We start from the raw sequence: 22512 nt of genomic DNA on the forward strand, positions 1-22512 counted from the left end.
CTTCACACTTTTCGGCATCATGCTCTAGGCGCGAGCAGGATGACCGAGGCGCCGACGATGCAGAGTGCCGCCCCGCCAAGATCCCATCGGTCGGGACGCACACCTTCCACCAGCCACAGCCAGTCGAGCGATGCCGCGATGTAGATGCCGCCATAAGCGGCATAGGCACGGCCCGCGGCATTGGTGTCGACCAGCGCCAGCAGGGAACCGAACAGCGCCAGCGACACGAGGCCGGGCGCCAGCCACAACGGTGACCTCTCCAGCCGCCACCAGGCCCAGAACGAGAAGCAGCCGGCGATCTCGGCAAACGCGGCTGCGATGTAGATGAGGTAGGTCATGAAAGGTCTCGCGATAACGAGACCTTTTTCATGCCTGGTAGGGCCATGGCAAGACCAAGCGGCGCCGGGCCGCCGGCGCGCTACTCGCCGTCCGCAACCTTGCGGCGGCGGGTCGGCTTGGCGACAGGCGTCTGCTGGCGATGGCCCATGTCGCGCATTTCCAGCGCCTTCTCGCATTTGCCCATGTAGTCGCGCGTCATCGGCAGCGTGTCGTTCTTCTTGGCGAGCTGGATCTGGAAGATCACCAGGTCCTGCCAGCGGAAGGCCGCTTCCGAGGCGGCCAGATAGAACTCCCACATGCGGCAGAAGCGCTCGTCGTAGATCGCCTTGGCCTTGTCGCGGTTGGCGGCGAAGCGCTCGCCCCAATGCTTCAGCGTGTCGGCATAGTGCAGCCTGAGCATCTCGACGTCGGTGACGACGAGGCCGGACTTCTCGATCGCCGGCATCACCTCGGACAATGCAGGGATGTAGCCGCCCGGGAAGATGTATTTGCGGACGAAGGCGCTGGTCGCCCACGGCACGCCGGAGCGGCCGATCGTGTGCAAGAGCATGACGCCGTCCGGCTTCAGAAGCGTCGCCGACTTTTCGAAGAAGGTGCGGTAGTGGTTGACGCCGACATGCTCGAACATGCCGACCGAGACGATCCGGTCGAAGCGCTCGTTGAGCTCGCGATAGTCCTTCAGGTCGAAATGGACGCGGTTTTGCAGGCCCAGCGCATGGGCGCGGTCGGTGGCGACACCATGCTGTTCGGTCGACAGGGTGACACCTTGCACGTCGACGTCGAAGGCCTTCGCCAGATAGATGCCGAGCCCGCCCCAGCCGGAGCCGATGTCGAGCACCGTCTGGCCGGCCTTCAGCCTGAGCTTGGCGGCGATGTGGCGCTTCTTGGCGGCCTGCGCCTCGTCGAGCGTCATGTCGGGCTGCTCGAAATAGGCGCAGGAGTACTGCATGTCCTCGTCGAGGAAGAGCCGGTAGAGGTCGCCCGAGAGGTCGTAGTGGCGCTGCACGTTGCGGCGCGCGCGAGTGGCGGTGTTGATCTGATGCAAGCGGCGGAAGGCATGGCGCAGGCCCTCGATCGCCTTCGACCAGGTGGCGTCGATGCCGCCGCTGCCCATGTTCTGGAAGGCGATGCGCATGACGCCGAGCACGCCGCCCTCGAGAATGTCGAGCTCGCCGTCCATGTAGGCTTCCGGCACCGCCAGCATCGGATCGAAGGTGATGGCGCGTTCGGCATGCCTGGTCTTGATGTGCATGTGCACCGGCTCGCCGCTGCCGTCGCCGAAAACCACCGTCAAACCCTTGGGGCCGGTCACCTTGAGATTGCCGGTACGCACAAGACGGTCGAGAACGCGCTTCAACAGAATATTCATGACCAAATGTCCCCTCACGGTCAGACAAGCTGCTTGCGCATGGCCCCCGAAATCGACGCCGATCTCGGAGAGGATCATGCACCAGACAAGGTTTCTACAGCGTGCTTTCCCCGTCCAAAGGGCGCACGGGCGCTATAATCTGCAACAAGATATAGGGGTTCGAAAAGTTCCATTTGGCACAAAAAAGCCCGGGCGCGAGGCCCGGGCATTGGTCCACAAAGGCTAAATGCCGACAAAGTGATCAGAGCGGTGCTCTGACACTGTGATCAGAGCGCCGCTCTGACACTCCGTCGGGCGTGATCAGGCGTTCTCTTCGCCGCCTTCGAACTCGGCGTTCGGGTCGAAGAAGTTCTCCGGCCGCGCATTGTCGTTGATGTCGTCGCCATAGATGGCTTCGGCGGTGGTCAGCGTCTCGCCCTTGGCCTGACGCTCGGCTTCGTCGGCCGTGCGGGCGATGTTGAGCGTGATGGTGACCTCGACTTCCGGATGCAGCGCGATCGCCACATTGGTCACACCGATGGTCTTGATCGGCTGGTTGAGCTGGATCTGGTTGCGGTTGACCGAGAAGCCCTCGGCCGTCAGCAGGTCGGCGATGTCGCGGGTCGACACCGAACCGTAGAGCTGGCCGGTCTCACCGGCCGAACGCACGGCGATGAAGCTCTTGCCGTCGAGCTTCTCGGCAACCTGCGCGGCTTCCGACTTGCGCTCGAGGTTACGGGCTTCGAGCTGGGCGCGCTGGCCCTCGAACTTCTTCTTGTTGGCTTCGTTGGCGCGCAGCGCCTTGCCCTGCGGCAGCAGGAAATTGCGGGCAAAGCCGTCCTTGACCTTGACGGTGTCGCCCATCTGGCCGAGGCGGGAAACGCGTTCGAGAAGAATGACTTCCATGGTTTTGTTCCTTCGTTTGGGCGCCCGAAGGCGCTGGATTTCTGGAACAGGTCAGGAAGCAAAGGGGCGTTGCCGCCGGTGTCGCTGTCCTGCCTGTCGCGGCAGTTAGAGGCTTTTCACCTCAACTCGGGATTTCAATGCATGTCGCCCAAAAGGTGGTCCGGTTTTGGGACAACGACATGCATCATCAAAAACAACCCTGCGGCGCCCGTCGCCGTGGGGAAAAGCGGGCGGCAAGCCGCCCGCTTCGAGAAATTAGCGAACCACGTAGGGCAGCAGGCCGAGGAAGCGGGCGCGCTTGATCGCCTTGGCGAGCTCACGCTGCTTCTTCTGGCTGACGGCGGTGATGCGCGACGGCACGATCTTGCCGCGCTCGGAAATGTAGCGCTGCAAGAGACGCACGTCCTTGTAGTCGATCTTGGGCGCATTGGCGCCGGAGAACGGGCAGGTCTTGCGGCGGCGGTGGAACGGGCGCCGGGTCGGGATCTGGTTGATGTCGACCATTATTCTGCACCCCCTTCAACGCCTTCGCGCGGACGGCGCGGACCACGATCGCCACCGGCGTCGCCGAACGAGCGCGGCGGACGATCGCCACGGTCGCCGCGATCGCGGTCGCCGAACGAACGCGGGCCGCGATCGCCACGGTCACGGTCGCCGAAGCCGCCGCGTTCCGAGCGCTCTTCGCGCTTCTGCATCATGGCCGACGGGCCTTCCTCATGCGCCTCGACCTTGACGGTCAGGAAGCGCAGCACGTCCTCGGACAGGCCCATCTGGCGCTCCATCTCGTTGAGCGCTGCCGGCGGGCAGGAGAGGTCCATAAGCGTGTAGTATGCCTTCCGGTTCTTGTTGACCCGGTAGGTGAGGGACTTCAGTCCCCAGTTCTCGACCCGGCCGACGGACCCGCCATTGGCGGAGATGACGCCCTTGTACTGTTCGACAAGCGCATCGACCTGCTGCTGCGAGAGGTCCTGCCGGGCAAGGAACACATGTTCGTATAGAGCCATAGTGTATCAGTGCCTTTCTTCGTTTCTCTCCCGGATCCTCGCGGCAAAAGCCTCTGCAACTTCTCTGACCGCTGATCCCCAGCAAAAGGGGGAGCGGGAAGAAAGGAGCATTTCGAGACGGTCGAGAGCGGAGACACGGGAGGCGGAAGCGCTTCTGGCTTCACACACCGCTTTTCGAGAAAAGCAACGGCCCTCCGTTCAGCCCCCAGCAAGGACCGGCAGATTGCGGGCGTCTATACAGCAATCCGGCTGGAAGGCAAGGGCACGCGGCGTTGCAGACAGCGTCCTTGGCGTCGCAGGGCCGAAGACACCAGGCTCAGCTGGTGTGGGTGACCGGCTTGTCGACCGTTTCCGGGAAGAAGTCGGGCGCCGCGCGGCGCTTGCCGAACATCATGTCGTATTGCAGCAGGCGGAAATCGTTGATCGCCGGGTCGATCTTCTTCTGCCGCGCCCAGTCGGGGGTCGCCTCGCCGGCCGGCGTCAGGAGAAGGTTGCGGTCGACGACGCGGTAGCGTTCGCGCAGCGCGCCGAGGAAGCCGGTGTAGTAGGGATGCGTGATGCCGGCCGTGGTCAATATGTGGTATGGCAGGAAGGCCGGGCTGACCGCGCCCATGTCCTCGGCCGGACCGGTGCGGTTCGACCAGATGATCAGCGGCGTCTGGTGATGCTCCAGCATCTGGTCGGCCGGCTCCTTGCGCGGCGCGACATTGTCTTTCATGAAGCCGGTCTCGACATAGACCGGTCCGAGCGGCGGCAGATGGTCGCCGAAAAACGCGATCACCGTCGGACGTTCGCGTTTCCTGGCCCATTCGATCAGGCGCTCGAGGCCGCGGTCCGCATCGGCGGAGCCTTCGGTGTAGCTGAGCAGCGATTCCCGCGCCCATGTGCTGATCGGCGCCTGCACCTTGTGGGTCGGATTGTAGTAGCGATACGGCTCGTAGGGACCGTGGTTCTGCAGGCTGACGGCGAAGAAGAAGACCGGGTCTTCGCTGGCATCGGCCTCGCGGATGATCTCGTCGGTCATCGCCGCGTCGGAGGCCAGCGGCCCGCGCTTCTGCATCGGCGGCAAGGTCTCTTCCGAGCGGAAGTCGTTGAAGCCGAAATCGGCATAGACCGCGCCGCGATTCCAGAACCAGTTGGTGCCGGGGTGAATGGCGCGCGCCCTGTAGCCCTCGCTCTTCAGGAAGGTGGCCAGCGAGGGCGTCGGCGCGCGCACATATTGCTGGTAGGGGATGGAGCCGGCCGGTAGGAAGGCATTGGAAAAGCCGGTCAGCGCCTCGAATTCGATATTGGCCGTCATGCCGCCGAACTCGGGCGAGAACATGTAGCCCGAGCGCAGCGCCCGCACATTGGGGATCGGATCCGGCGTGATGGTGACGCCTGGCAGCCTGGTCGGATCCCAGAAGGATTCGCTCATCACGACGATGATGTCGGGTTTGTCGGCGGGCACCGATGCCGTCACCCCGGGCCTGTCGATCGCCGCGATCGCCTTGTCGGAATAGCCAGCCGGCGCCGAGACATGCGCCATCGGCACATTGAGCGCGAAGGCCAGCGCGAAGCCGTTGGAGGCGTAGTTTTCCTTCTGGTCCCACATGATCGGGATGATCTGCAGCCGGTCGCGCGTCCACGAGAAGGTGGCGTAGTCCATGATCGAGACGAAGAAGGCGAGCAGCGGCACGGTCAGCGTCAGCCTGGCAAGGCGCCCCTTGCGGCTGAGGATCGGCACCCGGCGCCGCCACTGCCGCCAGCCATAGACGAGCAGCGACAGGCCGCCGACGATGCAGATCGCGATGGCCAGCGCGGTCATCGGTCGCTCGCGCACCAAAAGCGGCATCAGCGACATGATCTGCCTGGAATACAGGAAATCGGTCGGGTAGAGCGGGTCGCCGAGATAGTGCGACTTCTGGTGGCCGACAAAGGCCAGCGCCAGCGTCAGCGGCGCCACGATCATCAGGCTCTGGTGGCTGCGGCCGAGCACGGCGTCGAGACCAACCAGCACCAGCGCGAACACGATGATGGTGGTCCAGCCCGGTTTGAAGGGTTGCAGGAAGAAGCCGACCGTGCCGTAAAAGTCGCCGCGCACGATCCATTCGATGGCAAAAACCAATATGGCGGAGGCGAGCAGGCTGATCAGGCCATACCGGACGACCGGCCACTTCCGCCCCGGCAGATAGCCGGTGGACGGATCGCCTTCCAGAAACTGCGGCGCGTGTTTGGCCACGCCCTTTCCGATCCTTGCCACTTCACTTCCCCCGGCCCACGCAACGCGTCTTTCCCACTCGCGTCACTGATCTGTCATAGAACTGTCATCCAAAAGCTAGCGGCTGTGGCGAAAATAAGAAGAGCCAGCAAACGATTCGTGAGCGGTTTTCATCAGGTGTGATCGCCAAAAAGGCTTTCGGAACAGGGACTCGGCCGGTTTTTCCGGCCGCAACGAAGGCTGAAACGCTGCCCGCGGGCTTGACTTGGCCGTCCGCCTTGCGTCACAGGCAGGGAAAAACCAGCCTCTGGAGAAGCCCAAATGGCCGTCGCATTCACCTTTCCGGGACAGGGCAGCCAGGCTGTCGGCATGGGCAAGGACCTGGCGGATGCCTTTCCCGAGGCGCGCAAGGTCTTCGAGGAAGTCGACGACGCGCTCGGCGAAAAGCTGTCGAACCTGATCTGGGAAGGGCCGGAAGAGACGCTGACGCTGACCGCCAACGCCCAGCCGGCGCTGATGGCGGTGTCGCTGGCCGCCATCCGGGCGCTGGAAGCGCGCGGTTTTTCGCTGAAGGACAAGGTGTCTTACGTCGCCGGCCATTCACTGGGCGAATATTCGGCCCTTGCCGCCGCCGGCTTCGTTTCGGTCGCCGATGCGGCGCGGCTGCTGCGCGTGCGCGGCAATGCCATGCAGGTGGCGGTGCCGGCCGGCGAGGGCGCCATGGCGGCCATCATCGGGCTGGAACAGGCCGATGTCGAAGCCGCGTGCGCCGAAGCCGCTCAAAGCTCAGTCTGCCAGATCGCCAACGACAATGGCGGCGGCCAGCTGGTGATTTCGGGCGCCAGGGCCGCGGTCGAGCTGGCGGCAAAACTCTGCACCGAAAAGGGCGCCAAGCGGGCGCTGATGCTGCAGGTCTCGGCCCCCTTCCATTCGGCGCTGATGGCGCCGGCGGCCGAAATCATGCGCGAGGCGCTGGCCGGCGTGGCAAAAAACGCGCCGCTGGTGCCTGTCGTCTCCAATGTCTCGGTCACACCGACCAGCGATCCCGACGAGATCGCCCGCCGCCTGGTCGAACAGGTGACCGGCCGCGTGCGCTGGCGCGAAACGGTGGAATGGTTCGGCGCCAATGGCGTTTCAACACTCTACGAAGTCGGCGCCGGGAAGGTGCTGTCGGGGCTGGCGCGACGCATCAACCGCGATGTCGCCACCGCCGCCGTCGGCACGGCAGCCGATGTCGAGGCGGCGCTGGCGGCGCTTGCATAATCCACTGGCGATTTGACCCCACCCATGTGAAGGGTGTCGTCTGAGATTCAGGAGACAAAAATGTTCGAACTGACCGGCCGCAAGGCGCTCGTCACCGGCGCAACCGGAGGCATCGGCGAGGCGATCGCTAGAGTGCTGCACGCGCAGGGCGCCATCGTCGGCCTGCACGGCACGCGCGTCGAGAAGCTGGAGACGCTGGCCGCCGAGCTCGGCGACCGGGTAAGGCTGTTTCCGGCCAACCTGTCCGACCGCGACGAGGTCAAGGTGCTCGGCCAGCAGGCGGAGGCCGAGCTTGAAGGCGTCGACATCCTCGTCAACAATGCCGGCATCACCAAGGACGGCCTGTTCGTGCGCATGTCGGATGCCGACTGGGATGCGGTGCTGGAGGTCAACCTCACCGCCGTGTTCCGGCTGACGCGCGAACTAACCCATCCGATGATGCGCCGCCGGCATGGCCGCATCATCAACATCACCTCGGTGGTCGGGGTGACGGGCAATCCCGGCCAGACCAACTACTGCGCCTCCAAGGCCGGCATGATCGGCTTTTCCAAGTCGCTGGCGCAGGAGATCGCCACCCGCAACATCACCGTCAACTGCGTCGCCCCGGGCTTCATCGAATCGGCCATGACCGACAAGCTCAACGACAAGCAGAAGGAGACGATCATGGCGGCAATCCCGACCCGGCGCATGGGCACCAGCGCCGAGGTTGCCTCTGCGGTCGCCTATCTCGCCTCCAATGAAGCGGCCTATGTGACCGGCCAAACCATCCATGTGAATGGCGGCATGGCCATGATCTGACGGACCAAGGTCCGGCGGGTTGTGAAAAGGCCCATTTCGGCTTGGACCTCGGCCATTTTTCGTGTAATGCGGCCCGCAACCCGGCGGTTCGGGCAAAAACCGGTCCTGTTTGTTGTGTTTCCGGCAGGGCCATCTTTCAGCTTGATTAGCGGCATTCCGCCCGCTAACGAAGACAGACAACCAAAAGACGAGGATGCCCCAAATGAGTGACACCGCAGAGCGCGTCAAGAAGATCGTCATCGAGCATCTTGGCGTCGACGCCGACAAGGTGACGGAGCAGGCGAGCTTCATCGACGATCTGGGCGCTGACAGCCTCGACACGGTCGAACTCGTCATGGCGTTCGAAGAAGAATTCGGCGTCGAGATCCCGGACGATGCGGCCGAGACCATCCTGACCGTCGGCGATGCCGTGAAGTACATCGACAAGGCCTCGGCCTGAGGCTTTTCGCAGGCATCACCGGGGAGGACCTGCGATGAGGCGTGTCGTCGTCACGGGCCTTGGCCTGGTTTCGCCGTTTGGCATGGGCTTCGAGCATGGCTGGAAGGAACTGCTGACCGGCCGCAGCGCCGCCAGGCGCGTCACCGAATTCGAAGTGGAGGATCTTGCCTGCAAGATCGCCCACGTCATTCCGCGCGGTGACGGATCCAACGGCACGCTCAATCCCGAAGCCGTGCTCGAGCCGAAGGAACTGCGCAAGATCGGCGACTTCATCCTGTACGGGATCGCGGCCGCCGACGAGGCGCTGAAGGATTCCGGCTGGGAGCCCCAGACCGAGCAGGAGCGCTGCGCCACGGGCGTCATGATCGGCTCCGGCATCGGCGGCCTCGAGGGCATCGCCGAGAACGCGCTGATCCTGCACGAGCGCGGACCGCGCCGCATCAGCCCGTTCTTCATTCCGGGAAACATCATCAACCTGGTGTCCGGCCAGGTGTCGATCCGGCACGGGCTGAAGGGCCCGAACCACGCCGTCGTCACCGCTTGCTCGACCGGCGCGCATGCCATTGGCGATGCCGCCCGGCTGATCATCTTCGGCGATGCCGACGTGATGCTGGCCGGTGGCGCCGAATCGCCGGTTACCCGGCTTTCGCTTGCCGGCTTCGCAGCTTGCCGGGCGCTGTCGACCGAGCGCAACGACACACCGGAAAAAGCCTCCCGTCCCTATGACCGCGACCGCGATGGCTTCGTCATGGGCGAGGGCGCCGGCGTCGTCGTGCTCGAGGAGCTCGAACACGCCAGGGCACGCGGCGCGAAAATCTATGCCGAGGTCACCGGCTACGGCCTGACCGGCGACGCCTACCACATCACCGCGCCCGCCGAAGACGGCGACGGCGCCTTCCGCTGCATGACGGCGGCGCTGAACCGGGCCAAGCTGTCGCCCGCCGACGTCGACTACATAAACGCGCACGGCACCTCGACCATGGCCGACACGATCGAACTCGGTGCCGTCGAGCGGCTGGTCGGCAACGCGGCGTCGAAGATCTCGATGTCGTCGACCAAGTCGTCGATCGGCCATCTGCTGGGTGCGGCGGGTGCGGCCGAGGCGATCTTTTCGATCCTCGCCATCAGGGACAACATCGCGCCGGCGACCATCAATCTCGACAACCCGGAACGCGAGACGGCAATCGACCTGGTGCCGAACACGCCGCGTTCCAGACAGATCGACGTGGCGCTGTCCAATTCCTTCGGTTTTGGCGGCACCAACGCCTCGCTCGTCTTCCAACGCTACAATGGCTGAACGGCCGGCAGGCAGGCGTACTCGCACCCTGTCGTCATTTTTGCCATATTCGCCCCTACTCTGCCCCAGGGGATTCGTCGCAATGACAGATGGTAGGGCGCTATGAACACAAATCCGGGCGGCGGAGAATTCGGACAGCAGCAGGCCGCGTCCGGTCCGATCGTGCCGAAGACGGCCGCCGAGGCGCTGCGGCCCGAGGCCGGCACGCCGCCGCCGAAGCGCTCTCGCGCCTCGCGCAGCCAGGTCGTCGTGTTCATGAACTTCGTCATCTCGATGGTGATGCTGATGGTTCTGGCCGCTGGGGCCGCGCTCTATTTCGGCAAGCAGGCCTTCAACGAGCCCGGCCCGTCGGCCGCCGGCGACACCTTCCTGGTCAAGCCGAACACGCCCGTCCAGGATATTGCCGAGCAACTCGAGCGGCGCGAGCTGATCAGCGACGCCCGCATCTTCCGCCTCGGCGTGCGCGCCTATGGCAATGATTCGGTGCTCAAGCCCGGCGAGTACGAGATCAAGCCCGGGGCTTCGATGCGCGACATCATGGAGCTTCTGAAGAGCGGCAAGTCGGTGATGTATTCGCTGACTATTCCCGAGGGGCTTACGGTCGAGCAGGCACTGCAGCGCGTTGCCCAGGAAGATACGTTGAGCGGCGACATGCCCCAGACCGTTCCGCCCGAAGGCAGTCTTGCCACGGACACGTTGCGCTTTACGCGCGGCTACTCGCGCCAGCAGATTGTCGACAAGCTGCTGGCCGACCAGAAGAAGCTGGTCGAGGAGGTCTGGCAGCGGCGCGCCCCTGACCTGCCTTTGGCCAATATCGACGACTTCGTCACGCTGGCCTCGATCGTCGAAAAGGAGACGGGCAAGGGCGACGAGCGTTCGCGCGTGGCCGCCGTCTTCCTCAACCGGTTGGCCAAGGGCATGCGGCTGCAGTCCGATCCGACGATCATCTACGGCCTGTTCGGCGGCAAGGGCAAACCCTCCGACCGCCCGATCTACCAGTCGGACATCGACAAGCAGACACCCTACAACACCTATCTGATCAACGGCCTGCCGCCGACGCCGATCGCCAATCCGGGCCGTGCGGCACTCGAGGCGGTCGCCAACCCGTCCAAGACCGACGACCTCTATTTCGTCGCCGACGGCACCGGCGGCCACGTCTTTGCCACGACGCTGGAAGAGCACAACCAGAACGTCGCCCGCTACCGGGCACTGCAGAAGAAGCAGGCCGAAGACGCCGCCAAGGCCGGAGCCAAGGTGGAAGGCCAGACCGATGCCCCCGCCGATAGCGGCGACGCCGGTGGCGATGCGGGGGCCGCCCAGTAGCGCCGGGTGGTTTTGAAATCGTCCCTTGCGGGTTTGACGCAAGCGATGCGCTGATTTTTGAAGAAAACGTACGGCGCCGGCTTGAAGGCACCAGTCGTTTCGGCATTTTGTAGCCGCGCGTGGTTTGATCGGGAACGGGTTCCGGGATCACGCGCCAAGGGGCGTACGGGCATCATGAATTTGCAGAGCATGACCGGTTTTGCGCGCGCGGTCGCCGAACATCAGGGCACCTCGATCGCCTGGGAGGTCAAGTCGGTCAACGGCAAGAGCGTCGAGGTCAGGCTGCGGCTGCCGCAAGGCTTCGAGCGGCTGGAGCCGGCCGTCAGGCAGACGATGCAGAAGCGATTTTCGCGCGGCAACTTCCAGGCGACGCTGACCGTCGGCCGGGCCGCCGGTGCGCAGGTGCAGCCCGTGGTCAACGAGGTCTTCCTGAAGGATTTGGCGGGACTGGCCAAGCGGCTGCAGGAGCAGTTCGGCGTTGCCCCTGCGACGGCCGATGGGTTGCTGGCGCTGCGTGGCGTGCTCGACATTCCCGAAGCCGTCGAGACCGAAGAGGCGCGGGCCGCGCTCGATGCGGCGATCCTGTCGGCGCTGGACGTGGCGCTCGCCGGGCTTGAGCAGGCGCGCCAGAGCGAGGGCGATGCGCTTCGTTCGCTGCTCGGCGGCCATATCGACGCCATCGAGGCGCTGACGCTGAGGGCCGAGGCCGATCCGTCGCGCGAGCCGGCGGCGATCCGCGAGCGCATTGCCGAGCAGGTCCGCATGCTCATGGATGCCGCCGCCAATCTCGACGCCAGCCGGCTGCATCAGGAGGCTGCCTTCCTCGCCACCAAGGCCGACATCCGCGAAGAGATCGACCGGCTGAAGACGCATGTCGCATCGGGACGGGTGCTGCTCGCCAATGGCGGCGCCATCGGCCGCAAGCTCGATTTTCTGGCGCAGGAATTCAACCGCGAATCGAATACGCTGTGTTCTAAGTCGAACGCCGCCGCGGTGACCGCCATCGGGCTCGAACTGAAAGCGGTCGTCGATCAGTTTCGCGAACAGGTCCAGAATCTGGAGTAGCCCGAATGGTCGCCAGGGATTTGGGTTCCCGCATCCGCCGCCGCGGTCTGATGCTGGTTCTGTCGTCGCCGTCCGGCGCCGGCAAGTCGACGATCGCGCGCAATCTTCTGGAAAGCGATTCAAGCCTCGAGCTGTCGGTCTCGGTCACCACCAGGCCGCGGCGTGGCAGCGAGATCGAGGGCGTCCACTATCATTTCCGCACCATGCGCGAGTTCGAACGGCTGCGCGATTCCGATGCGCTGCTCGAATGGGCCGAGGTGCACGGCAATTGCTACGCGACGCCGCGCGAGCCGGCGGAGCTGGCGCTGGCGCAAGGCCGCGACATGCTGTTCGACATCGACTGGCAGGGCGCCCAGCAGCTCAAGGAGAAGATGCGCGCCGACATCGTCTCGATCTTCATCCTGCCACCGTCGATGAAGGAATTGAAGGCGCGGCTGAAGCGCCGCGCCGAGGACCAGGAATCGGTGATCGAGACCAGGCTGAAGAACGCCCGCAACGAGATCGAGCACTGGAAGGAATATGATTTCGTCATCGTCAACGACGATCTCGACCGCGCCTTCGCCGAGGTGCGTGGCATCGTCATCGCCGAGCGGCTGAGGCGCGACCGCCGGCCCGGTCTTTTCGACTTTGTTTCGGGGTTGCTGGACGAGCAGACGGAGTAGGGCACGGCGGCGGAGCGCCAATCTCCCTCCTTGTGGGGGAGATGCCCGGCAGGGCAGAGGGGGCCCTGTCCCTCCAGCGTTCGAGTAATTTAGACTCCATCCTCAGCCGGCTGACGGCCGTTGGCAGGTTCGACCAGACAGAGGCAGCGATCCTTCGCGCCCCCCTCTGTCCTGCCGGACATCTCCCCCACGAGGGGGGAGATTGGCAGCTTCTTACACCGCGTTCGTCAACCTTACGAATTCCTCGACGCTGAGCGTTTCGGCGCGCCGCGTCGGGTCGATGCCGGCGCGGGTGAGCAGGGCTTCGCCGCCAAGGCTTTTCACGCTCTGCCTGAGCATTTTCCGCCGCTGGCCGAAGGCGGCTTCGGTAGCGCGGCCGAGCTTCTTCACGTCGGTGGGCAAGGGGCTCGTGCGCGGCACCAGATGCACCACCGACGACGTCACCTTGGGCGGCGGCGTGAATGCCTGCGGCGGCACGTCGAAGGCGATCCTCGCCTCGGTGCGCCAGCCGGCCAGCACGCCGAGCCGGCCATAGGCGTCGCTGCCGGGGGCGGCGACAATACGCTCGGCCACCTCGCGCTGGAACATCAGCGTCATCGAGGCGTAGAAGGGTGGCCATGCCGTCACCGTCAGCCAGCGGATCAGCAGTTCGGTGCCGATATTGTAGGGCAGATTGGCGACGATCTTCACCTGGCCGCCTTCCGAGGCGGCCTCGGCAAGAGACGAAAAATCCGTCTTCAGCGCATCGCCCGGGATGATCTCGAGCCGGCCTGGATAGTGGTTCGAGACCTGCGCCAGTGCCTCAAGGCAGCGCTCGTCGCGTTCGATGGCGACGACCCGCCTGGCGCCGCTGAAAAGCAGCGCCCGCGTCAGCCCGCCCGGGCCGGGGCCGACCTCGATCACAGTGGTCTCGGTGAGGTCGCCGGCGGCGCGTGCAATCTTGCCGGTCAAATTCAGGTCGAGCAGGAAATTCTGGCCAAGCGCCTTCTTCGCCTGCAGCCCATGGCGTTCGATCACCTCGCGCAGCGGCGGCAGCCCGTCGATGCTCATGCAGATGTGCTCATGCGGCAGCTGCTTCCGACCCGCTGTCGGCAAGCCGGCGGGCGAGCCGCAGCGCCGCGATCAGGCTGTCGGCGCGCGCAATGCCCTGGCCGGCGATGTCGAAGGCGGTGCCGTGGTCGGGCGAGGTGCGGATGAAGGGCAGGCCGAGCGTGACGTTGACCGCCTCGTCGAAGGCCAGCGCCTTGGCCGGGATCAGCGCCTGGTCATGATACATGCACAGCGCCACGTCATAGCTGGCGCGCGCATGGGCATGAAACAGCGTATCGGCCGGCAACGGCCCGAAGGCGTCGATGCCTTCCGCTCTCAGCTGGTCGACCGCCGGACGGATGACGCGCTGGTCCTCCAGGCCCATCGACCCGCCTTCGCCGGCATGCGGGTTGAGGCCGGCTATCGCCAGCCTCGGCCTGGCGATGCCGAAGCGGCTTTCGAGGTCGGCGGCGGTGATACGGGCCGTGGCGACGATCAGCTCCGTCGTCAGCGCCTTCGGCACCTCGGCGAGCGGGATATGGATGGTGACCGGAACGGTGCGCAATTCCGGACCGGCAAGCAGCATCACCGGCGTTACCTCGGCGCCTGTGTGGAGCGTGGCCAGGTGCGCCAGATATTCGGTGTGGCCGGGAAAGCGGAAGCCGGCATCGTAGAGCGGCTTCTTGGCGATCGGACAGGTGACGACCGCCGCGGCGCGGCCGCCGAGGCAGTCGGCCACGGCGCGGTCGATGGCCTCGATGGTGCCGGCGGCGTTGGCCTTGTCGGGCCTGCCGGGTCTGTCGACCTGGGTGGCGTCGAGCGGCACGACCGGAAGGACGCGGTGAAAGATCCGCGCTGCTTGCTCCGGCATGGTTTCCGCGATCGCCACGTTGGCGCCGATCTGGCGCGCCCGCGCCGCAATCAGCGCCGGGTCGGCAAGCAGATAAAAGGGCGGCACGCCGGCGCTGTCGCCGGCCTGCCATGCGGCGATGGCGATCTCCGGGCCGACACCGGACGGATCGCCGACGCTCAAGGCCAGCGGGGCATCTGTCCGGCGCATGTCTATGCTGCTTTGCCGGCCGACCTGTCGGGACCAGGAGAGGGCAGGGTTCTGTCTTCTTGTCCGACCACGGCCTAGCGCTCGACGATGCGGGCTTTTTTCCGCAACTCCTCGACGTACTTCTTGCTGAGATCGTCGGCGTTCTTGTCGTTGTTGCCTTCGCTCTGGAACACCATCTGCGCGGTCTTGTCGTCCGACACTTCGCGCGACGAGCAGATGCCGATGAACTCGACGCCACGCTCCGTCTCGCGCGTGGGGGTGGCACCGCCGACCTTGGTTGCCTTGATCTGGTCGGCCCAGTCCGCCGGCAATTGCGGCGCCAGCACCCGGCCGAGGTCGCGAACGGTGACGTCGATCAGGCCCTTGGCGAATTCGCGCGTGGTGTTGCAGCCGCTGAAGCGGGCGCGCATGGCATCGGCCTCGCGCTTGCGCTTGCCAAGGGTTGCGCTGCGTTCCGACGCCGGCACCACGAAGATGACCTGCTGCAGCATGTATTCCATGGCGGTCGGCTTGGAGCCGCCCTTGTCGAGCATGCGCCTGACCGCGTCCTGTTCGGTCACGGAGCCGCCGTCACCCGAACGATAACGGGCCGAAAGTGCCTGGTTCCAGGCCATCTGGGCGCGGATGAATTCCTTGAAATGCTCCTTGCCGACACCCGACTGCGCCATGACGCCGTCGAGTTGCTTGAGCTGCATCTTGTTGTTCGTGGCGAAGCGCTGGTAGGCGGCGTCGACCTGCTCATCGGTAACCCGGATGCCGAGGCGCTTGACCTCGGCCATGCGCAGCGTCTGGTCGATCATTTCCTCGGCGGCGTCGCCCTTCTTGCGCTGCAGTTTCAAGAACGCTCTCCGGTGCGCAATGTCGCCGGTGGTGATCGGCACGCCGTTGACGACGTACTTGATCTCGCTGGCGAAAGCCGGCGGCGTCATGACCGTAATCGAGACCGAGGCTGCCGCGATCAGCAGCGCGAATCCTGCCGAAAACAGATATTTCCTCATCGAGAGCATCCCAAATATTCCATCCCGCTCCTGCAGCGCCGCGCGTTCCTCGGACGCGCAAAGGACGCTGTAGCATCTTAACTTTGCGCATGATCCTTTCCGAAAATCGAGATCGATCTTCGAGGTCATGCGCTGTGATCGAAACCCGTGCCCGCTCTATACGGCGAAACGATGTCACCAGCGCATGGGCCTGCCTGCTGCTGGCCCGTCTCTACTGGATCGTGTCGATCGAGCTCTGTGACGTGCCGAAATCGCCGAGCGTGCGGAACGACAGGTTGAAGCCGACATTCTGCGACACTTCCTTGGTGACGGTGTCGCGCGATTCGGAGAACGTCATCAAATAGGTGAAGCAGGAATCATTATAGGCAAAACCGACGCCGTCCTTGACCAGCACGCTTTGCTTCAGGTCGTAGGTGCCGGTGCCGAAGACGCGCCAGTTCTCGGCAAGATGCGTCGAGGCGCCGAGCGTGACCTCGTGGCGATCGGTGGTGAAGCCGTAGAGCGGCTGCGCCTGGATGAAGGCATATTTGGCGCTAAGCGAAACCGGCAGGCCGGAATAGGCGGCCTTCACCTCGGCGCGCCGGACGTCGAAGCTCTGCTCGTCGAAACGGCCGCTGAGCGAGCCGGAGAAGCCGCCCGGGCTGTTGAAGCCGATCAGTCCGACATAGTCGGAGGTCGGCTTGTCCAGTCCGGAGTAGGCGCCGACATTGACGAGGTCGGGCGCAGTGAACGAATTCTGGCCGGCCAGTTGGTAGGATTGGCCAAAGATCGCGTTGGTGCTCCAGCCATTGTCGTAGGCGCCGGAATAGCGGAACCCGACATTGGCGCGCGTGCCGCCTTCCACGCGGTCATAACCGGAGAACTTGTCGCGCTCGAACAGCGTCGAGGCGTCGAAGACGAAGCTTTGCGCGTCTTCGTTGGGCACCGCGAGACCGCCGACATATTGCTCGTTGGGGCGCACGAACACCTGCGCCATCGGCTCGACGATATGGCTGGAACTCGGCATCGAGAACAGCACCGGCCAGCGCATTTCGAGCCCGGCGGTCGCCATGTAGCGCGCCAGCGACGTACGCATATTGTCTTCGACGCCGAGATTCGTCGCCATCTCGTTGATGGCGGCGAGCGAGTTCGAGGTCGCGTTGACATAGCCGGCGTCACCGCGCAGCGCCAGCAGCGGCGTCAGCTGCAGGCCGCCATCGGTGGTGAAGGTGCGCTTCCATTCGGCTTCGGCGGTCAGGCGGCTCGACTGGCCTTCGATGCCGCGCACCCGCTCGACGGGCGTGCTGTCGTTGTAGGCAGTTTCGAAGGCTTGATCCAGCCGGTCGCGGCTGATGACCCGCGCGTTGACGTTGAACGACAACTGCCCGCCGGCGACAGACATGTCGGGGATATAGGCATAGTCGAGCGACGGCAGCACCCATGGCTGTTGGGCGGCGCGGGCGGACGGATTGCTGGAGAGCGTGTTCTCCTGGACCTCGAAGCGCATGGCGCGCACATCGAAGTAATTGCGGCCGTCGAGGCCGGTCAGGTAGATCGTCGACTGGTGTGTGACGTCGCTGAAACCGTCGATGGAGTAGGTGCGCGAAAAATTCTTGTCGCTCTGTAGCAGCACGTCCCAGCCGAAATCCCAGCGCGGATTGATGGCGAACTGGCCCTTGGTGCCCATCATGCCGCGGAACTTGTTCGGATCGCTGGCGGGGCCGGAATCGACATTGACGCCGCTGCTGTTGATGAACTCTTCCGGGCTCTCCTGCCGGATGCCGGCGATCTTCAGCGCGTACTCGCCATTGTTGAAGCGCTGGCGCCACTCGGCCTCGCCGAGGAAGCCCTGCTTGGTGTAGCCGGTGCCGGTGACGGTGAGGTCGTAAGTCGGCGACAGTGCGAAATAGTAGGGGACTTTGACGCCGAAGCCGAGGTCGGTCTTGTAGTTGATGCCGGGGATCAGGAAGCCGCTCTTGCGCTTGACCGTCGGGTCGGCGATCTCGAACGCCGGCAGATAGGCAAGCGGAAAGCCGAAGAACTCGAAATTCGCGTTCTCGAAGCGAACCGTCTTCTTCTCGCCGTTCCAGATGATCTTGCGCGCCTTGACGCGCCAGGTCGGCGCCTTGTCCGGCTTGTCCTCGCAGGGTTCGCAGGCCGTGTAGACGCCATTGTGGAAGGTCGTCAGCACGCCGCCCATGCGCTCGGCGCTTTCGGCGGCGAAATAGGCCTTCTCCGGGGTTTCGACGCGCAGCGCGTTGACGAAGCCGTCGGCGAAATCGTCGGTGATGTCGATATGCTCGGAATTGATCTTGGTGCCGTCGCTGTTGATGATCTCGACGGCGCCGCTGGCGACCATGCGCTTGGTGTTGCGGTTGTACACGACGCGCTGGGCGACGAGCTTGTTGCCGCCATAGTCGATCTGCACGGCACCGACGGCGGTCACGGTCTGATCGTCGTTGTTGTAGACAAGCGTATCGGCGGCAAGCAGCATCTGCGAGCCGGAAGGAACGTTCGTCGCCATGTCCGTGACGTCCTGCGCCAGCGCAGGGGCCAGCGGGACCGCACAGGCGAACAGGCATGCCAAGGCGCTCGCCCCATAAAGGCGCGCCAAACCGGCCTGCCTATGGCTGCGCAAAACCGCCTCCCTCACTAGCCGTCTTCCTTGTAAAGCAGGAACGTCACCCCGAAGAACATAGCCACGACAACCGGAACCCATGCAGCCACGGCTGTGGGCACGAATCCCGCCACGCCGAATGCCTTGACCAATACCGAAACGACATAAAGCAGAAAGCCGGCGAGGACGCCACCCAGAATCATCGTCGCCGACTGCCCCATCCTTGCAAATCGCATTGATACTGTTGCCGCAATCAGCGTCATGGCGACGAGAAGGAACGGCAACGCCACCAGCGAATCAAACTGCATGGCGAACGCATTTGCCTTGAGGCCGAAGGAACGGGCAACCTCGATCTTACCCGGCAGGTCGTAGAAGGGGATCGTTTCCGGCCGGGCAAGCCGCTCCTGCACGAATTCCGGCTTGAGATTGGTGTCCACGCGGTCGGTCGCTTCGGAGCGGATGGTGCCGTTCTTGAAGACCTTGACGTCCTGCAATTCCCAATAGCCGTCGCGCAGGAAGGCACGCGCCGCGTCCTTGCGCTCGACGATGTTGCCTTGCTGATCGAGCACGAAGAAGACGGTATCCGCCATCTCCAGGCCCTGGTTGAGAATGGCGCGGGCACCGATGATGGTGTCGCCGGAGGCGGTCTTCTGCCGGATCCACGGGGTCGAATCGGCCGAAACGGTGTTGGATTTGCCGGCGCGCAGCTGGTTTTCCATCCGCTCGGACCAGGAGAAGGCATGCGCCGCCACCGGGTTGAGCACGCCGACCGACAGCATGCCGACCATCAGCGCCCCGATGCAGCACGGCAACAGGAACTGCCAGGCCGAGACGCCGGCCGAGCGGGCAATGACCAGCTCGTATTTGCGGTTGAGCGACACCAGCGTCGCCATCGCCGAGAACAGGCCGACGAACGGCACCGTCTGCAGCATGATCATCGGCATCCTGAGCGCCGAAATCGCGAACGCCGTGCCGTAGGTAAAGCCCGGCAGGCCGGTCGTGCGGCCGGACAGCTCGGTGAAGTCGATCAGGAACACCAGTGCCAGAAGGCCGAGGAAGAACCACACCGTGATCGACACGTAGCGGAAGAAGAAATAGCGTCCCAGCGTCCAGCCCATCAGCCGGCTCCCTGGCCGGAGGCGCCGCGCTTGGCGAAGCGCAGTTTGAGCGCCGTCCAGGTTTCGCTGGCACGGCCGGCGAGGTTGGTCATCCAGTCCGCCCAGGCGACCGGCAGTTCCATGGTCCGTGAGGAGAGGATGAACCAGCCGGCGATCGCCGAGGCGACGATCGGCACGCCGAAGACCATATAGGCGTATTGCGGAACCTTGTCCGCTTTGCCGGCGGCGAAGAAACCAAGCCAGCGCACGAACAGGGCAATGACGATTGCGGTGATCAGCGGGTGGATGCGCGCCTCGCGATGCGAACGCGCGTCGCCCGCCACCGCCAGCGCGATCAGCGCGAACACCAGCGAGTAGGACCATTCGGAAAAACGCTGCTCGAGTTCGGCCGAGTACTCGCCCGGGTTGCGCTGGAACATCTTGTCATTGGGGCTCGGGTTGAGCAGGTACTGGGTCGTGCGGTCCTTCGGCAGGAGCGTGATTTCGTTGGCGGCCGACATGAAGGCCGAGAGGTCGAAGGCGTAGGAGGTGAAGCGGATGACCGAGAGGTCGCCGGTCAGCGTCTTGCGATGGATGACCCCGTCATTCATCATCAGCACCTTCTCGTCGCCCTTTTCGACGATGCTGCCGCTCTTGGCGTAATAGATCAGGTTGGCGCCTTCCTCGCGCGAATCGGCGACGAAGATGCCGCCCAGCCTGTTGTCGGGCAGCCGTTCGCCGACCTGCAGGAACAGGCCGTCGTCGATCTTGCGGAACGTGCCCTCCTGGATGATCAGCGACACCAGGTCGGCGCGCGAAGCCGCCACCAGCTGCCGGTTTTTCTGCCTGGCATAGGGGTCGACGCCATTGTCGACGACGAAGGAAAACACGCTCGCCGCCAGCGCCAGCAGCAGGATCGGCCGCGCGATGGTCCAGCGCGAGGCGCCGGCGGCATTGATCACGGCCAGTTCCGAATCCGTGTTCATGACGCTGAGCGTCTGGGCGACCGCCACCACCAGCGCGAACGGCACGACGATCGGGATGATCGACGGGATGATCAGCGCCGCGACCTCGAAGAAGGTCAGCGCCGACTGGCCGCTGTCGGTGACGAGGTCGATCTTGGCCAGCACCTGCGTCGTCCAAACGATCGCCAGCGTCCAGGTCAGCGCAGCCAGGAAGACCGCCGATGTCCGACGCATGATGTAGCGTTCAACGACCTTCATGAAGGCTTTTCTCGATTTTGCCGAACGGCATCATGCCCGCGGACAAGGTAGTCATCCGGCGACGCCTGCACAACTGGCTCCATCGGCGGCTCGATCCGGTTTCTCGTCCCACGCCACTCGCCCCGGCGCGCGGAGTGTCGGCTCCAATGGATAAAAAATGCAAAACATTGATGGTTAACAACAAGTTGCGACAAGGGATCTGGGTCATGCCGCGGCGAATCCGATAGTGATCGAGGCGCGCATATAGGCTGCGATTTCGGCCAAAGTCTTGCCAAATGCCGTAAAACGACCAAATGTCGCGCACTCTTGAAAGCCGTTGTCCGGCACCCAGCACCCCTGAAAGCAGCACCTGATGAATTCGACACCTACGATCGCCTTCGCCAAATTCGCCGCACCCCAGACCGCAACGTCGAGGAAGGGCAGCGTCTTCGTGCTGGCGACGGACGATGGCGGCGTCAGCGATGCCGCCAAGGCCTGCGATCCGGCCGGCACGCTTGCGCGGGCGTTTCCGGCGGCGGATTTCTCCGGCAAGTTCGGCAGCGTCGTCGAGGTGTTCGCGCCCGAAGGAACAGCACTCGACCGTCTCGTGGCGGTCGGCGCCGGCAAGGCTTCCAGCCTCGATGATCATGCATGGCTGAAACTCGGCGGCAGCATCGCCGCATCGCTGCGCAAGGCAGTCGAGGTCGCCGTCGTGCTCGACGTTGCTGGCGCCCAGGCCGGCGGCAGGCAAGCGGCGAGCGTCGCGGCCGGCATCCTTTTGCGCAGCTACGCCTTCGACAAGTACAAGACCAAGAAGGACAAGGACAACGGCCAGCCGAAGAAGCCGGCCAAGGTGACCATCCATTGCGCCGATCCTTCCGCGGCGAAAAAGGCCTTCGCCGACGAGGTGGCGGTGATCGACGGCGTGCTTCTGGCGCGCGACCTGGTCAACGAGCCGGCCAATGCGCTGGGCCCGGTGGAATTCGCCGCCCGCGCCAAGGAGTTGGAGGCGCTCGGCGTCACCGTCGAGATCCTGACCGAGAAGGAAATGAAGAAGCTCGGCATGGGCTCGCTGCTCGGCGTCGCTCAAGGCTCGCCACGCGGCGCCCGCATGGCCGTCCTGCAGTGGAACGGCGGCAAGGCCAAGGCCACCCCCGTCGCTTTTATCGGCAAGGGCGTCACCTTCGACACCGGCGGCAATTCGATGAAGCCGGCTTCCGGCATGGAGGACATGAAGGGCGACATGGGCGGTGCCGCCGCCGTCACCGGGCTGATGCATGCGCTGGCCGCGCGCAAGGCAAAGGCCAATGTCGTCGGTGTCATCGGCCTGGTCGAGAACGCGGTCGACGGCCATGCCCAGCGCCCCGGCGACATCGTCACCTCGATGTCGGGCCAGACCATCGAGGTGCTGAACACCGACGCCGAAGGCCGCCTCGTGCTGGCGGATGCGCTCTGGTACTGCAACGACCGCTTCAAGCCGGCCTTCATGGTCAATCTGGCGACGCTGACCGGCGCCATCATGGTGGCGCTCGGCCAGCACTATGCCGGCCTGTTCTCCAACAATGACGAACTGGCCGAGAGGCTGGCCAATGCCGGCCAGGCGACGCAGGAGCGGCTGTGGCGCATGCCGCTGGGGTCCGAATACGACAAGCTGATCGATTCCAAGAACGCCGACATGAAGAACATCGGCGGCCGCTATGGCGGCGCCATCATCGCCGCGCAGTTCCTACAGCGCTTCGTCAAGGAAACGCCCTGGGCGCATCTCGACATCGCCGGCACCGCGATGGGCTCGCCGCCGAGCGAGATCAACCAGTCCTGGGGCTCGGGCTTCGGCGTCCGGCTGCTCGACCGGCTGGTGCGCGACCACTACGAGGGATGAGGCCAAC

The 22512-nt window shown here is 64.6% G+C and carries 21 protein-coding genes; 8 read left to right on the plus strand and 13 right to left on the minus strand.

Features of this window, described 5'->3' with window-relative positions:
- Positions 1–17 precede the first annotated feature (17 nt).
- The 6 genes from A6B35_RS13290 to A6B35_RS13315 form a co-directional block, all read right to left on the minus strand.
- Positions 18–338 (minus strand): YnfA family protein, encoded by a 321-nt coding sequence (locus tag A6B35_RS13290; RefSeq protein WP_006203712.1) that lies wholly within the window; start codon positions 336–338, stop codon positions 18–20.
- A gap of 80 nt (positions 339–418) precedes the next feature.
- On the minus strand, positions 419–1708 hold the full coding sequence (locus tag A6B35_RS13295; RefSeq protein WP_040583234.1) for a cyclopropane fatty acid synthase: 1290 nt from the start codon (positions 1706–1708) through the stop codon (positions 419–421).
- Positions 1709–2008: 300 nt separating this feature from the next.
- Positions 2009–2593, minus strand: coding sequence for a 50S ribosomal protein L9 (gene rplI, locus A6B35_RS13300; RefSeq protein WP_006203714.1), 585 nt, complete (start codon positions 2591–2593; stop codon positions 2009–2011).
- A gap of 255 nt (positions 2594–2848) precedes the next feature.
- Positions 2849–3097 (minus strand): 30S ribosomal protein S18, encoded by a 249-nt coding sequence (gene rpsR, locus A6B35_RS13305; protein ID WP_006203718.1) that lies wholly within the window; start codon positions 3095–3097, stop codon positions 2849–2851.
- On the minus strand, positions 3097–3597 hold the full coding sequence (rpsF, locus tag A6B35_RS13310) for a 30S ribosomal protein S6 (protein ID WP_006203719.1): 501 nt from the start codon (positions 3595–3597) through the stop codon (positions 3097–3099). Before rpsF ends, rpsR begins: the two co-directional genes overlap by 1 nt.
- Before the next feature lie 316 nt (positions 3598–3913).
- Positions 3914–5839: an LTA synthase family protein gene (locus tag A6B35_RS13315; RefSeq protein ID WP_006203720.1), complete on the minus strand. Its 1926-nt coding sequence runs from the start codon at positions 5837–5839 to the stop codon at positions 3914–3916.
- A 279-nt stretch (positions 5840–6118) separates the two neighbouring features.
- Here A6B35_RS13315 and fabD point away from each other — a divergent pair, with 279 nt between their 5' ends.
- The 7 genes from fabD to gmk all read left to right on the plus strand — a co-directional run bounded on the left by fabD (position 6119) and on the right by gmk (position 12644).
- Entirely contained in the window at positions 6119–7060 is a 942-nt protein-coding gene (fabD, locus tag A6B35_RS13320) for an ACP S-malonyltransferase (protein ID WP_006203721.1), read from the plus strand.
- Positions 7061–7120: 60 nt separating this feature from the next.
- Positions 7121–7858 (plus strand): 3-oxoacyl-[acyl-carrier-protein] reductase, encoded by a 738-nt coding sequence (gene fabG / locus A6B35_RS13325; protein ID WP_006203722.1) that lies wholly within the window; start codon positions 7121–7123, stop codon positions 7856–7858.
- A gap of 202 nt (positions 7859–8060) precedes the next feature.
- Entirely contained in the window at positions 8061–8297 is a 237-nt protein-coding gene (locus A6B35_RS13330; protein WP_006203723.1) for an acyl carrier protein, read from the plus strand.
- 34 nt (positions 8298–8331) lie between these two features.
- The gene (gene fabF, locus A6B35_RS13335) at positions 8332–9594 is read left to right on the plus strand and encodes a beta-ketoacyl-ACP synthase II (RefSeq protein WP_006203724.1); all 1263 of its coding nucleotides are present in this window, start codon (positions 8332–8334) and stop codon (positions 9592–9594) included.
- A gap of 102 nt (positions 9595–9696) precedes the next feature.
- Positions 9697–10917, plus strand: coding sequence for an endolytic transglycosylase MltG (gene mltG / locus A6B35_RS13340; protein WP_006203725.1), 1221 nt, complete (start codon positions 9697–9699; stop codon positions 10915–10917).
- A 174-nt stretch (positions 10918–11091) separates the two neighbouring features.
- Positions 11092–11982 (plus strand): YicC/YloC family endoribonuclease, encoded by an 891-nt coding sequence (locus A6B35_RS13345; protein ID WP_006203726.1) that lies wholly within the window; start codon positions 11092–11094, stop codon positions 11980–11982.
- Positions 11983–11987: 5 nt separating this feature from the next.
- Positions 11988–12644, plus strand: coding sequence for a guanylate kinase (gene gmk, locus A6B35_RS13350; RefSeq protein WP_006203727.1), 657 nt, complete (start codon positions 11988–11990; stop codon positions 12642–12644).
- Positions 12645–12857: 213 nt separating this feature from the next.
- Here the strand turns inward: gmk and rsmA are convergent, their stop codons facing one another.
- The 7 genes from rsmA to A6B35_RS35510 form a co-directional block, all read right to left on the minus strand.
- Positions 12858–13694, minus strand: a complete 837-nt coding sequence (gene rsmA, locus A6B35_RS13355; protein ID WP_006203728.1) for a 16S rRNA (adenine(1518)-N(6)/adenine(1519)-N(6))-dimethyltransferase RsmA — start codon at positions 13692–13694, stop codon at positions 12858–12860.
- Positions 13695–13704: 10 nt separating this feature from the next.
- Positions 13705–14733: a 4-hydroxythreonine-4-phosphate dehydrogenase PdxA gene (pdxA, locus tag A6B35_RS13360; RefSeq protein ID WP_006203729.1), complete on the minus strand. Its 1029-nt coding sequence runs from the start codon at positions 14731–14733 to the stop codon at positions 13705–13707.
- Between the two features lie 74 nt (positions 14734–14807).
- Entirely contained in the window at positions 14808–15740 is a 933-nt protein-coding gene (locus tag A6B35_RS13365; protein WP_006203730.1) for a peptidylprolyl isomerase, read from the minus strand.
- Between the two features lie 202 nt (positions 15741–15942).
- Positions 15943–18363 carry an LPS-assembly protein LptD gene (locus A6B35_RS13370; RefSeq protein ID WP_006203731.1) on the minus strand — a complete coding sequence of 807 codons (2421 nt, stop codon included), beginning with the start codon at positions 18361–18363 and terminating at the stop codon, positions 15943–15945.
- Complete coding sequence (gene lptG, locus A6B35_RS13375) at positions 18363–19448, minus strand: LPS export ABC transporter permease LptG (protein ID WP_192181349.1); 1086 nt, start codon at positions 19446–19448, stop codon at positions 18363–18365. Before lptG ends, A6B35_RS13370 begins: the two co-directional genes overlap by 1 nt.
- Positions 19445–20647 carry an LPS export ABC transporter permease LptF gene (lptF, locus tag A6B35_RS13380; RefSeq protein WP_006203733.1) on the minus strand — a complete coding sequence of 401 codons (1203 nt, stop codon included), beginning with the start codon at positions 20645–20647 and terminating at the stop codon, positions 19445–19447. Before lptF ends, lptG begins: the two co-directional genes overlap by 4 nt.
- A complete protein-coding gene (locus A6B35_RS35510) occupies positions 20634–20996 on the minus strand; it encodes a hypothetical protein (RefSeq protein ID WP_139032232.1) in 363 nt (120 codons plus the stop codon). The genes lptF and A6B35_RS35510 overlap by 14 nt, the downstream gene beginning before the upstream one ends.
- 3 nt (positions 20997–20999) lie before the next feature.
- Here A6B35_RS35510 and A6B35_RS13385 point away from each other — a divergent pair, with 3 nt between their 5' ends.
- Positions 21000–22505 carry a leucyl aminopeptidase gene (locus tag A6B35_RS13385; RefSeq protein WP_006203734.1) on the plus strand — a complete coding sequence of 502 codons (1506 nt, stop codon included), beginning with the start codon at positions 21000–21002 and terminating at the stop codon, positions 22503–22505.
- Positions 22506–22512: the final 7 nt, after the last annotated feature.

The sequence above is a fragment of the Mesorhizobium amorphae CCNWGS0123 genome (genome assembly GCF_001686985.1).
GTDB lineage: Bacteria > Pseudomonadota > Alphaproteobacteria > Rhizobiales > Rhizobiaceae > Mesorhizobium > Mesorhizobium amorphae.

Coding starts and splice junctions, on each gene's coding strand:
- A6B35_RS13290 (WP_006203712.1), bottom strand. CDS start 338: ATGACCTACCTCATCTACATCGCAGCCGCGTTTGCCGAGATCGCCGGC.
- A6B35_RS13295 (WP_040583234.1), bottom strand. CDS start 1,708: ATGAATATTCTGTTGAAGCGCGTTCTCGACCGTCTTGTGCGTACCGGC.
- rplI (WP_006203714.1), bottom strand. CDS start 2,593: ATGGAAGTCATTCTTCTCGAACGCGTTTCCCGCCTCGGCCAGATGGGC.
- rpsR (WP_006203718.1), bottom strand. CDS start 3,097: ATGGTCGACATCAACCAGATCCCGACCCGGCGCCCGTTCCACCGCCGC.
- rpsF (WP_006203719.1), bottom strand. CDS start 3,597: ATGGCTCTATACGAACATGTGTTCCTTGCCCGGCAGGACCTCTCGCAG.
- fabD (WP_006203721.1), top strand. CDS start 6,119: ATGGCCGTCGCATTCACCTTTCCGGGACAGGGCAGCCAGGCTGTCGGC.
- fabG (WP_006203722.1), top strand. CDS start 7,121: ATGTTCGAACTGACCGGCCGCAAGGCGCTCGTCACCGGCGCAACCGGA.
- A6B35_RS13330 (WP_006203723.1), top strand. CDS start 8,061: ATGAGTGACACCGCAGAGCGCGTCAAGAAGATCGTCATCGAGCATCTT.
- fabF (WP_006203724.1), top strand. CDS start 8,332: ATGAGGCGTGTCGTCGTCACGGGCCTTGGCCTGGTTTCGCCGTTTGGC.
- mltG (WP_006203725.1), top strand. CDS start 9,697: ATGAACACAAATCCGGGCGGCGGAGAATTCGGACAGCAGCAGGCCGCG.
- A6B35_RS13345 (WP_006203726.1), top strand. CDS start 11,092: ATGAATTTGCAGAGCATGACCGGTTTTGCGCGCGCGGTCGCCGAACAT.
- gmk (WP_006203727.1), top strand. CDS start 11,988: ATGGTCGCCAGGGATTTGGGTTCCCGCATCCGCCGCCGCGGTCTGATG.
- rsmA (WP_006203728.1), bottom strand. CDS start 13,694: ATGAGCATCGACGGGCTGCCGCCGCTGCGCGAGGTGATCGAACGCCAT.
- pdxA (WP_006203729.1), bottom strand. CDS start 14,733: ATGCGCCGGACAGATGCCCCGCTGGCCTTGAGCGTCGGCGATCCGTCC.
- A6B35_RS13365 (WP_006203730.1), bottom strand. CDS start 15,740: ATGCTCTCGATGAGGAAATATCTGTTTTCGGCAGGATTCGCGCTGCTG.
- lptF (WP_006203733.1), bottom strand. CDS start 20,647: ATGAAGGTCGTTGAACGCTACATCATGCGTCGGACATCGGCGGTCTTC.
- A6B35_RS13385 (WP_006203734.1), top strand. CDS start 21,000: ATGAATTCGACACCTACGATCGCCTTCGCCAAATTCGCCGCACCCCAG.